This is a genomic window from Micromonospora phytophila (assembly GCF_023656545.1).
Taxonomy (GTDB): domain Bacteria; phylum Actinomycetota; class Actinomycetes; order Mycobacteriales; family Micromonosporaceae; genus Micromonospora; species Micromonospora phytophila.
Window position 1 is genome coordinate 17462 of record NZ_JAMOKF010000041.1, and the last position, 10432, is coordinate 27893.

A 10432-nucleotide genomic window follows, 5' to 3' on the forward strand; every position below is an offset into this window, starting at 1 on the left:
TACGCTACTTCACCTTCCCCGAATGTGGGCGGATCTTGACAGCGGGCGGCCGGACGACGGCCTGAGCGGCAGTCAGTCGTTCGGCGTGATCAGCGTCAGGGTCGGGAAGTACGTGCGGTAGCGCGCCCCGTCACGGGTCAGAAGGTTGTACCGGCACACCGCCGCGTGGGCACCGATGTAGAAGTCGGCGACGGGCGATCGTTTCATGCCGCCCAATTTGCGGTACCGCGCGTATGCCTTGCCGGCGAGGAAGCCCGCCAGGTAGGGAAGCTCCTCGCGTAGGAAGTCCCCGGCGGGCAATGCCTCGTCCAGCTCCTCGATACGGACGAACCGGACCGACACCTCGGCATACACGATCGGATTGATCACCAGGTTGCCGGCGTCACGAGCCTCGGAGAGGGCGGTTCCGGACCACTCCGCCCACTTCGGGTCATCGGTCAGGATGTCCAGGAGCACATTGGTGTCGACCAGGGTCGTCACCGCGTCCGGCGAACGCGGCGGCAGGGCGCGGAGCCGATCACTCGCCACGCAGCAACTCCATCAGCTCCTCGGTGGACATGTGCTCGGTCTCCTTGGCGCTACCCCGGCCCCGCATGTGGCGCACAAGGCGCTGCCCCCGGGTTTCGGCACCGTGGACCCGAACGATGCGGAGGGCGCCACCCTCCTCAACCACATCGACCTCATCGCCCTCATGCAGGTTGTACTGGGCCCGCAACGCCGCCGGGATGGTGACCTGGCCCTTGCTGTTCAACCTCATACCCCACCCCCTGTCACGTATCACTAACGATACCCGACACCCCGGGCCACGGGTCATCCATGACGCACGAGCACCGCTGTCACTCACCAGTCAGCCGACCTCGATGCTTGCCGCGCGCGAGGGGATCTCGCACAGTAGGTTGGCGGGGTGACTGGACGGTTCCCGATCGAAGACGTCTCCCCCGTCGTCTCCTGCGGGCGGTACCCGGCCAAGGCGGTGGTCGACGAGCACGTCCCCGTGTCGGCACGCGCCTACCGGGAGGGGCACGACGCACTGGGCTGCAACGTGGTGTGGGCCGGCCCGGACGGCAAGGTGCGGTCGTTCACCCGGATGCGGCCAGGCGAGCCGGGCCAGGATCGCTGGCACGCCACCATCCGCCCGGACGCCGTGGGCACCTGGACCTTCACCGTCGAGGCGTTCGCCGATCCGTATCTGACCTGGCAGAACGCGGTGACCAAGAAGGTCGCCGCCGGGCAGGGGCCGGCCGAGTTGGCCAACGACCTGGCCGAGGGTGCGCGGGTGCTCACCGCCGCCCGCGAGCTGGTGCCGGCCGCCGACCGGGCCCGGGTCGCCGGGGCGGTCGCCGCACTGGTCGACACCGACCTGCCGCTACCGCAGCGGGTCGGCCCGGCGCTGGCGCTGGCCGACCTGCTCTGGGCGCACCCGGTGCGGGAACTGGTCACCACCGGCGAGGAGCACCGGCTCTGGGTGGACCGCCGGCGGGCGCTCTTCTCCGCCTGGTACGAGTTCTTCCCCCGCTCCGAGGGGGCGATCCCGGCGACCGTCGACGCCCCGGCCCGCTCCGGCACCTTCGCCACCGCCGCCGACCGGCTGCCGGGCGTCGCCGCGATGGGCTTCGACGTGCTCTACCTGCCGCCGATCCACCCGATCGGGCGGGTCAACCGCAAGGGCCCGAACAACTCGCTCACCGCCGGTCCGGACGACGTCGGCTCGCCGTGGGCGATCGGCGCCGCCGAGGGCGGCCACGACGCCATCCACCCCGACCTGGGTACGCCGGAGGACTTCCGGGACTTCGTCGCCGCCGCCGCCGAGCTGGGCCTGGAGGTGGCGTTGGACCTGGCCTTGCAGTGCGCGCCGGACCACCCCTGGGTGACCGAGCACCCGGAGTGGTTCACCACCCGGGCCGACGGCAGCATCGCGTACGCGGAGAACCCGCCGAAGAAGTACCAGGACATCTACCCGCTGAACTTCGACAACGACCCCGAGGGCATCCGGGCGGAGATCCTGCGGGTGGTGCTGCACTGGGTCGGCGAGGGCATCCGGATCTTCCGGGTGGACAACCCGCACACCAAGCCCTTCGATTTCTGGCACTGGCTGATCGCCGAGGTGAGGAAGGTCGACCCGGACGTGCTCTTCCTCGCCGAGGCGTTCACCCGGCCGGCGATCATGCACGGGCTCGGCAAGATCGGCTTCACCCAGTCGTACACGTACTTCACCTGGCGCACGTCGGCCGCGGAGATGCGGGCGTACTGCGAGGAACTGGTGGCGGCGGCCGACTACATGCGGCCGAACTTCTGGCCCAACACCCCCGACATTTTGCACTCCTCGCTGCAGCACGGCGGCCCGCCGATGTTCAAGATCCGGGCGGTGCTGGCCGCGCTGCTCTCCCCCTCCTGGGGCATGTACGCCGGCTTCGAACTCTTCGAGCACGTCGCCCGCCCCGGCGCCGAGGAGTACCTGGACAACGAGAAGTACGAGCTGCGGCCCCGGGACTGGGCCGGCGCGCAGGCGCAGGGTCGGTCGCTGGCGCCGTTCGTCGCCACCCTCAACCGGGTACGCCGGGACAACCCGGCCCTGCACCAGCTGCGCAACCTGGTCTTCCACGACATCGACAACCCGGCGCTGCTCTGCTGGTCCAAACACGACCCGGAGACCGGCAACGCGGTGATCGTGGTCTGCTCGTTCGACTCGCACGCCGTGCAGTGGGGCAACACCACCCTGGACATGCCCGCGTTGGGCTTCGACTGGCACGAGCGGTTCACCGTGCACGACGAGCTGACCGGCGCCCGCTACGACTGGGGCCAGCGCAACGCCGTCCGCCTCGACCCGTACCTCCAGCCGGCGCACGTGCTGACCGTGCGGCGCACGGCCCCGCCCGCGCCTTCCGTGCCGGCCGCCGTCGCGCCGGTCGAGCTGACCGTCGAAGACGTCCCCGACGACCTCTCGGGCGGCACCGCCCCGACCGCTCCCGCCCAGAAGGACGACGCACGATGGACCAGCTGATCGCCGGGCACAGCCACGACCCGCACGCCCTGCTCGGCGCGCACCCCGCCGACGGGTGGACCACGATCCGCGCGATGCGCCGGGGCGCCGGCGACGTGATGCTGGTGGTCGGCACCGAGCGGCATCCGATGAAGCGGGTGCACGACGTCGGGGTCTTCGAAACCCGGGTCGAGGGCACCGTGCTCGACTACCGGATCGAGGCCGACGGGCACACCACCGACGACCCGTACCGCTACCCGCCGACCCTCGGCGAGGTGGACCTGCACCTCATCGGCGAGGGACGCCACGAGCGGCTCTGGGAGGCGCTCGGCGCACGGGTCTTTGACGAGGGCGTGGCCTTCTCCGTGTGGGCACCCAACGCCCGCGGCGTGCGGGTGGTCGGCGACTTCACCGGCTGGGGCCCGGACGACGGCTGGCCGATGCGCTCGCTCGGCTCCAGCGGGGTGTGGGAGATCTTCGTCCCCGACGTCCGGATCGGCGCCCGCTACAAGTACCGCGTCCTCGGCGCCGACGGGCGGTGGCGGGACAAGGCCGACCCGCTGGCCGGGTACGCGGAGGTGCCGCCGGCCACCGCGTCGGTGGTGCACCACTCGACGTACGAGTGGTCCGACGCGGCCTGGTTGGAACGGCGGGCCCGTCGCCAGCCGCACCAGGAGCCGATGAGCGTCTACGAGGTGCACCTCGGCTCGTGGCGGCCCGGCCTGGGCTACCGGGAGCTGGCCGAGCAGCTCACCGCGTACGTCACCGAGCTGGGCTTCACCCACGTGGAGTTCCTGCCGGTGATGGAGCACCCGTTCGGCGGTTCCTGGGGTTACCAGGTCACCGGCTACTACGCGCCGACGTCCCGGTTCGGCGACCCGGACGACTTCCGGCACCTGGTGGACCGGCTGCACTCCGCCGGGATCGGGGTGATCCTGGACTGGGTGCCGGCGCACTTCCCGAAGGACGAGTGGGCGCTGGCGCGCTTCGACGGCACCCCGCTCTACGAGCACTGCGACCCGCGCCGCGGCGAGCACCCCGACTGGGGCACGTACGTCTTCGACTTCGGCCGCCGCGAGGTGCGCAACTTCCTGGTCGCCAACGCGCTCTACTGGTGCGAGGAGTTCCACGTCGACGGCCTGCGGGTCGACGCGGTCGCCTCGATGCTCTACCTGGACTACTCCCGGCAGGAGGGGCAGTGGGTCCCGAACGTCCACGGTGGCCGGGAGAACCTGGAGGCCCTCGCGTTCATGCAGGAGGTGAACGCGACCGTCTACAGGAACCACGCCGGGGTGGTGATGATCGCCGAGGAGTCCACCGCCTGGCCGGGGGTGACCCGGCCGACCGCCGACGGCGGGCTCGGCTTCGGGTTCAAGTGGAACATGGGCTGGATGCACGACACCCTGCTCTACACCTCCAAGGACCCGGTCTACCGCCAGCACCACCACCACCAGCTCACCTTCTCCCTGGCGTACGCCTGGAGCGAGAACTACGTGCTGCCGATCAGCCACGACGAGGTGGTGCACGGCAAGGGTTCGCTGGCCGGCAAGATGCCCGGTGACACCTGGCAGCGGCTGGCGAACGTCCGCGCGCTGCTGGCGTACATGTGGGCGCACCCGGGCAAGCAGCTGCTCTTCATGGGCTGCGAGCTGGCCGACGACCGGGAGTGGAGCGAGGAGCGCGGGCTCGACTGGTACCTGCTGCACGATCCGGGCCGGGCCGGCGTGCAACGCCTCGTCGGTGACCTCAACACGGTTTACCGGGACACCCCGGCGCTGTGGGCGCAGGACACCGAGCCGGCCGGCTTCCGCTGGATCGCCGGGGACGACGTCGCCAACAACACCGTCTCGTTCGTCCGGATCGCCCCCGACGGTTCCACGCTGGTCTGTGTCGCGAACTTCTCCGCGCTGCCGCTGCACGACTACCGGGTGGGGCTGCCGGCCGGCGGCACCTGGGCGGAGGTGCTCAACACCGACGCCCACCACTACGGCGGGTCGGGGGTCGGCAACCTGGGCCGGGTGCGGGCCGAGGACGTGCCGTGGCACGGCATGGTGGCGTCCGCCGCCTTGCAGGTGCCGCCGCTCGGGGTGCTCTGGCTGCGTCAGGACTGACCCGGCCGCCAGCCTGGGAGCACGTCCTCCGGCCGGGGCGGGCTGACCCGCAAGGCCGCCTATGTGCCAGCTTTTGGCAAGTCCTCTGCACCAGCCGGAGCCGGTAGCTCCGTCAGGCGACCTGCGGCGCGCGAGACTCGCGGGGCGGTTCGAGCGAGATGTGCGCGGACAGCGCGCGGAGGAAGTCGGGCGCGTCGAAGATCTCGCCGGCGGAGGCGACGCCGCTCGTCCTCGTCCGACCGCCGAGAATGCGATGGACCGCTTCGACCGCCAGCGGTGCGCTGATGGCGTAGATGTCCCGGCCGCTGGCGACGACGCGTCGTCGCGTGTCGCCGGAGCGCACGATGACGTCGACGGTGAACGTCTGCGCCGACCGGCCGAACTCGTCGTCCGCAGTCGGTGCGGGTGTGCCCGGAGCGGCCAGGTCCTTGGCCGCGTCGGTGGTCATGTACGTGCGCACCTCGGGGATGGACAGGTGGCTGGGGACGGTGACGACGTCGGCCATCGTGAACTCACCGAGGACGGTCCGGCGGCCGAGCGGCGCGGGGAAGTCCCATTCCATCCTCGGCAGGTCGCGCTCGTCGACGTAGTACTCCAGCCGGCCACCCGTGTAGCGGACACGTCGGCCATCGCGCCGGTCCCGGGAGACGGTGCCGGAGGCGAGGGTCCCGACCGTGGGGTGCCAGCTGCTCAGTCCGTACGCGACGTGCGCCTCGTCGGCCGCCGTCCAGTCGCCCATCGCCGTCGTGACGAGCAGATCGCCGAGTCCGCCGAAGAAGGCCATCGCCGGGACCACCGCGACGCCCGCGGTCTGCGCGCGGTCGGTGAAGTGCGTGAACGTGTCGAGGTTGGCCTCGATCTCGGCCGCCACGTCCACGTACGGGACCCCGGCGCGCAGGGCGGCCTCGATCACGGGAGCCGCGGTCGAGGCGAACGGGCCGGCGCAGTTGACGACCGCGGCCGCGCCCTTCAACGCCTGGTCGAGCGAGGCCGGATCGTCGACCGACGCCCCCCGGTGTTCGAGCCCCGGATGCGACGCCGCCAGCGCCTGGAGCCTGCCCGCGTCGCGACCGAGGAGAAGCGGGACGAACCCGCGATCGCGCAACTCCGTCACCACGAACCGCCCGGTGTGTCCGTACGCACCGAACACCGCCACACTCTGGCTCATCTGCAGTTCCCCCTCGAAAAGATCGACTGAGCAGAGCCTCCAGCAGCGGCCGGCCCCGGACCAGTGTCGGGAACGCCACGCCCCATACACTTTCGGACATGGCCACTGTCGCGCTCGCCGCCACCGACGGGATGCTGCACTTCGAGCTCGCCATGGCCTGCGAGGTCTTCGTCCGCGACCCCTCCGGCCTGGCAGAACCGTGGTACGACCTCGTGGTCTGCGGCCTGGGCCCGGTCGGGATCGGCAGATTCCGCCTGGAACCTGACGACGGGTTGGACCGACTCGCCCGCGCCGACACCGTGATCATCCCTGCCCTGGAGGACATCGACGCGGACGTGCCACCCGACCTGCTCGACGCCGTCCGCGCGGCCCACGAGGCGGGCGCTCGGCTGGTCTCGCTGTGCACCGGTGCGTTCGTGCTGGCCGCCGCCGGGGTGCTGGACGGGCTGCGCGCGACCACGCACTGGGCCCACACCGAGGCGCTGGCCGACCGCTATCCCCGGGTGAAGGTCGACCCGGACGTGCTCTACGTCGACAACGGCAACGTGCTCGCCTCTGCCGGCAAGGCCGCCGCGATCGACCTGTGCCTGCACCTGATCCGCCGCGACCACGGCTCGACGGTCGCCAACGCCGTCGCCCGCCGCCTGGTCGTGCCGCCGCATCGCGCCGGCGGCCAGGCCCAGTTCGTCACCACCCCGGTGCCCGCCCGCGACGACCATCCCCTCGCCAACCTGTTCCCCTGGGCGATGGAACGGCTGAACCGTCCGCTGACCGTGGAGGACCTGGCTCGCCAGGCGAACATGAGCTCGCGCAACCTGGCCCGCCACTTCAGGTCGGCAACCGGCACCACCCCGCTTCAATGGCTGTCGACGCAGCGGATCCGCCGGGCCCAGGAGCTGCTGGAAAACACCGACAACAGCATCGACGCCATCGCCCAGGCGGCCGGCATGGGCACCGCCACGACGCTGCGTCGACACTTCAACCGCACCGTCGGTGTACCTCCGGACGCCTACCGTCGCACCTTCCGCAGCGCCGGGCCCTCATCGCAATCGTGACCACCATCTGTCGGCGGCGGGACTCCGCTCGCTCCCACCTGCCGTGGTTGGTGCGGTCGACCCTGCACCTCCTCCGTCGCAGGTGCGCCCGCGCGGGCGGCGTACGTCAGACCAGGCCGGCGTCGCGCAGCAGCTTCCACAGGCCAGCGCCGTCGGGTGCGGAGAGCCACTTCTGCCCGATCGGCCCCGCCGACGACGATTCGGCCGGAGCGGGCAGGCTACCGGCCAGCACCGCCTGGGTCGGGGAGAGCCGGCGGATCGCCACCCCGGCCACGTTCTCCGGGTGGGCGGCCGCGAACTCCCGGTAGATCTCCTGGTCGTGCTGCCCGTCGTCGCCGACCAGCAGCCACTTGACCTCGGGGAACTCCTTGGCCAGCCGGGCGAGGGTGACCCGCTTGTGCTCCCGCCCGCTGCGGAACCAGCGGTCCGCGGTCGGCCCCCAGTCGGTCAGCAGCAGCGGCCCGGCCGGGTAGAGGTGCCGGGACAGGAACCGGGTCAGGGTCGGCGCGACGTTCCACGCGCCGGTGGAGAGGTAGAAGACCGGCGCGCCGGGGTGGGCGGTGACCAGCCGCTCGTAGAGCACCGCCATGCCGGGCACCGCCGCCCGGGCGTGCTCGTCGAGGACGAAGGTGTTCCAGGCCGCGAGCAGCGGACGCGGCAGCGCGGTGACCATGACCGTGTCGTCGATGTCGGAGAGGATGCCGAAGCGCACCTCCGGGTCGAGGATCCGCACCGGCGCCTCCACCGGCTCGGCGTCCGGCAGGCTGATCCGTACCGAACCCCAGCCGGGCGGCAGGTCCGCCTCGACCGTCACGTCGACGAAGCCGCTGCGGTCGGCCCGCGCCTCGTGCCGCACCCCGCCGGCGTCGATGGTCACGGTGACGTGCTTGGCCGGCAGGGTGGTGAAGCTGCGCCAGCCGCGGACCTTCTCCAGCCGGCCCTGCTGCCGGGTGTCCGGGCGTCCCAGCAGCACCCGACACATCACGCGCACCCAGCCCGGCGCGCCGTAGCCGGTGTACGCGATGACGTTGGTCCGCCAGCCGGTGCGCCGCAGCCGACGCTCGACCAGCTGGTGCACGGCGTCCTCGATCCGCGCGGCCCGGTGCAGGTTCGGTACGGCCAACTGGCCGGCGGGAGTGGGTGGCACGGGTGCAACCCTGCCACAACCCGACCACCTCGGCCACGCGAGGCGGAACGGCCCCGGCACCCCCGCCGGTCGACTCGGCCGATCCGCCCCACCCCGCCATGAGCACGTGAAACACTCGGCCGGGACGACGACGGGGGCGTTGGTCGTGTCGCAACCAGTGCAGCAGCGCGGGCGGTGGCGCCCGCGGCTCGACCGGCCGGCGCTCGTCGCGCTGCTGCTCGGGCTCGCCGGGGTGGGCTACCGGCTCGTCCTGACCCTGCACACGGTGCCGGTCTCCAACAGCGACGAGGCCACCTTCGGGTTGGCCGCGCTGCACATCGCGCAGGGCCGGGAGCTGCCGGTCTTCCTCTACGGGCAGCGCTACATGGGGATGTTGGAGTCGTACCTGGCGGCGCCGCTGGTCGCGGTGGCCGGGCCGAGCTGGCCGGTGCTGCGGCTGCCGCTGCTGGTGCTCTACGCCCTCTTCCTCTGGCTGATCCACCGGCTCACCCGACGGATCTGCGCGCCCTGGTTCGCCACCTTCGTCGTCGGTCTGCTGGCTCTCGGCCCGGAGCGGGTGGTGCGGGACCAGCTGACCGTGGTCGGCGGACGGCCCGAGGCCAAGGCGGCGGTGCTGCTGATGCTGCTGATCGCCGTGGGACTCGCCCGGAGGGCCGTGCGCCACCGGCGGGCGGCGGTCGGACTCTTCGGCCTGCTCGCCGGGGTGGCCGCCTGGTCGGACTGGCTGATCCTGCCCTACCTGGCGGTGGCCGCGCTGGTGCTGCTCTGGGCGGCCCGCCGGGAGCTGCTCGGCTGGGCCGGGGCGCTGCTGCTGGCCGGCTTCGCCCTCGGGATCGCACCGATGATCCGGGACAACCTGGTCGCGCCGGCCGGGGAGGACTCACTGTCGGTGTTCCGCGAGATCAGCACCAAGGCCGGGGCGACGCCGCCGTGGTCGCAGCGCCTCAGCGGGGGGCTGCTGGAGGGGGTGCCGCTGGCCACCGGTCTCTGCCCGGTCGACGGCTGCGCCCGCTGGCAGGAGTGGTTCGGGTTGCTGTACCCGGTGCTGCTGGCGGTCGCGGCGGTGGTCGCCCTGGTCGCGTACCGCCGGGGCGCGGGCGGCCCGCGCGGGCGGCGGGTCGGCCCGGTGGTGCACCTCGCGCTGGTCGTCGGCGCGACGCTCACCCTGCTGTCGTACGTGCGCAGCTCGTTCGCCGCCACCAGCCCGCTGGACAACGCCCGGTACCTGTCGGTGCTCCAGCTCTCCCTGCCGGCGGTGCTCTGGCCGCTCTGGGTGGCGGCGGTCGCCTGCTGGCGGGGGACGGTCGGCGTGCTGGGCCGGCTGACCGGGGCGCTCGCCACCGCGGTGCTCGCCGCGCTGACCGCGACCACGCTGGTGGTCACCGTGCTCTTCGCCGCCGCCGGAACGGAGGCCTCCCGGGTCGACGAGCGCGACGCCCGCGAGCTGGCCGACGCGCTGCGCGGCGGCGGCCCCCGCGAGGTGTACGGGGACTACTGGACCTGCAACCGGCTGATCTTCAACACCGCCGAGGAGGTGGCGTGCGCGGTGCTCGACGACTCCGTCACCCCAGGGCAGAACCGCTACCCGGCGTACTGGCGACAGGTGGCAAGGGCGGACCGGCCGGGGTACGTGGTGGAGGTCGGCTCGACGCTGGAGCGGCGGCTGCGCCGGCTGCTCGGCGACCGGGCCGACGCCGCCGTGCTCACCGAGGTCGGCGGGTATCGCGTGTACCACCCGGAGACGCCGGTGCGGCCCTGGCGGTAGGGCCGGGTCGTACGCTGGCCGGACCCGGTGCGCGCCGGGCCGACCGAGGAGTCCACCGATGCTCATCCTGCTCCCGCCCTCCGAGGGGAAGGCCGACGCCGGCACCGGCCGGCGGCTGGACCTGGCCCGGCTCAGCCTGCCGGAGCTGACCGGGGCCCGGGAGGAGGTGCTGGCCGCGCTGGTCGCGCTCAGCGCCGGCGAGGAGG

8 protein-coding genes are annotated in these 10432 nt (G+C 72.4%); 4 read left to right on the plus strand and 4 right to left on the minus strand.

Annotated elements, in window-relative coordinates; genetic code table 11:
• Positions 1–72: 72 nt before the first annotated feature.
• Both NCC78_RS08670 and NCC78_RS08675 read right to left on the minus strand, forming a co-directional pair.
• Positions 73–480, minus strand: a complete 408-nt coding sequence (locus NCC78_RS08670; RefSeq protein ID WP_250793206.1) for a type II toxin-antitoxin system VapC family toxin — start codon at positions 478–480, stop codon at positions 73–75.
• Positions 481–517: 37 nt separating this feature from the next.
• Positions 518–757, minus strand: a complete 240-nt coding sequence (locus tag NCC78_RS08675; RefSeq protein WP_250793208.1) for an AbrB/MazE/SpoVT family DNA-binding domain-containing protein — start codon at positions 755–757, stop codon at positions 518–520.
• A 147-nt stretch (positions 758–904) separates the two neighbouring features.
• Between NCC78_RS08675 and NCC78_RS08680 the strand changes: the two genes are divergently transcribed.
• Together NCC78_RS08680 and glgB are read left to right on the plus strand one after the other, a co-directional pair.
• On the plus strand, positions 905–3001 hold the full coding sequence (locus NCC78_RS08680; RefSeq protein WP_250793210.1) for an alpha-1,4-glucan--maltose-1-phosphate maltosyltransferase: 2097 nt from the start codon (positions 905–907) through the stop codon (positions 2999–3001).
• Positions 2989–5091: a 1,4-alpha-glucan branching protein GlgB gene (glgB, locus tag NCC78_RS08685; protein ID WP_250793211.1), complete on the plus strand. Its 2103-nt coding sequence runs from the start codon at positions 2989–2991 to the stop codon at positions 5089–5091. Before NCC78_RS08680 ends, glgB begins: the two co-directional genes overlap by 13 nt.
• A gap of 112 nt (positions 5092–5203) precedes the next feature.
• On the opposite strand, the gene NCC78_RS08690 is transcribed toward glgB, so the two are convergent.
• Positions 5204–6259 (minus strand): saccharopine dehydrogenase family protein, encoded by a 1056-nt coding sequence (locus NCC78_RS08690; RefSeq protein WP_250793213.1) that lies wholly within the window; start codon positions 6257–6259, stop codon positions 5204–5206.
• 98 nt (positions 6260–6357) lie between these two features.
• Here NCC78_RS08690 and NCC78_RS08695 point away from each other — a divergent pair, with 98 nt between their 5' ends.
• On the plus strand, positions 6358–7314 hold the full coding sequence (locus tag NCC78_RS08695) for a helix-turn-helix domain-containing protein (protein WP_250793215.1): 957 nt from the start codon (positions 6358–6360) through the stop codon (positions 7312–7314).
• Positions 7315–7420: 106 nt separating this feature from the next.
• On the opposite strand, the gene NCC78_RS08700 is transcribed toward NCC78_RS08695, so the two are convergent.
• Complete coding sequence (locus NCC78_RS08700; RefSeq protein ID WP_250793216.1) at positions 7421–8461, minus strand: App1 family protein phosphatidate phosphatase; 1041 nt, start codon at positions 8459–8461, stop codon at positions 7421–7423.
• 145 nt (positions 8462–8606) lie between these two features.
• Between NCC78_RS08700 and NCC78_RS08705 the strand changes: the two genes are divergently transcribed.
• Positions 8607–10226, plus strand: a complete 1620-nt coding sequence (locus NCC78_RS08705) for a hypothetical protein (protein WP_250793218.1) — start codon at positions 8607–8609, stop codon at positions 10224–10226.
• Positions 10227–10432: the final 206 nt, after the last annotated feature.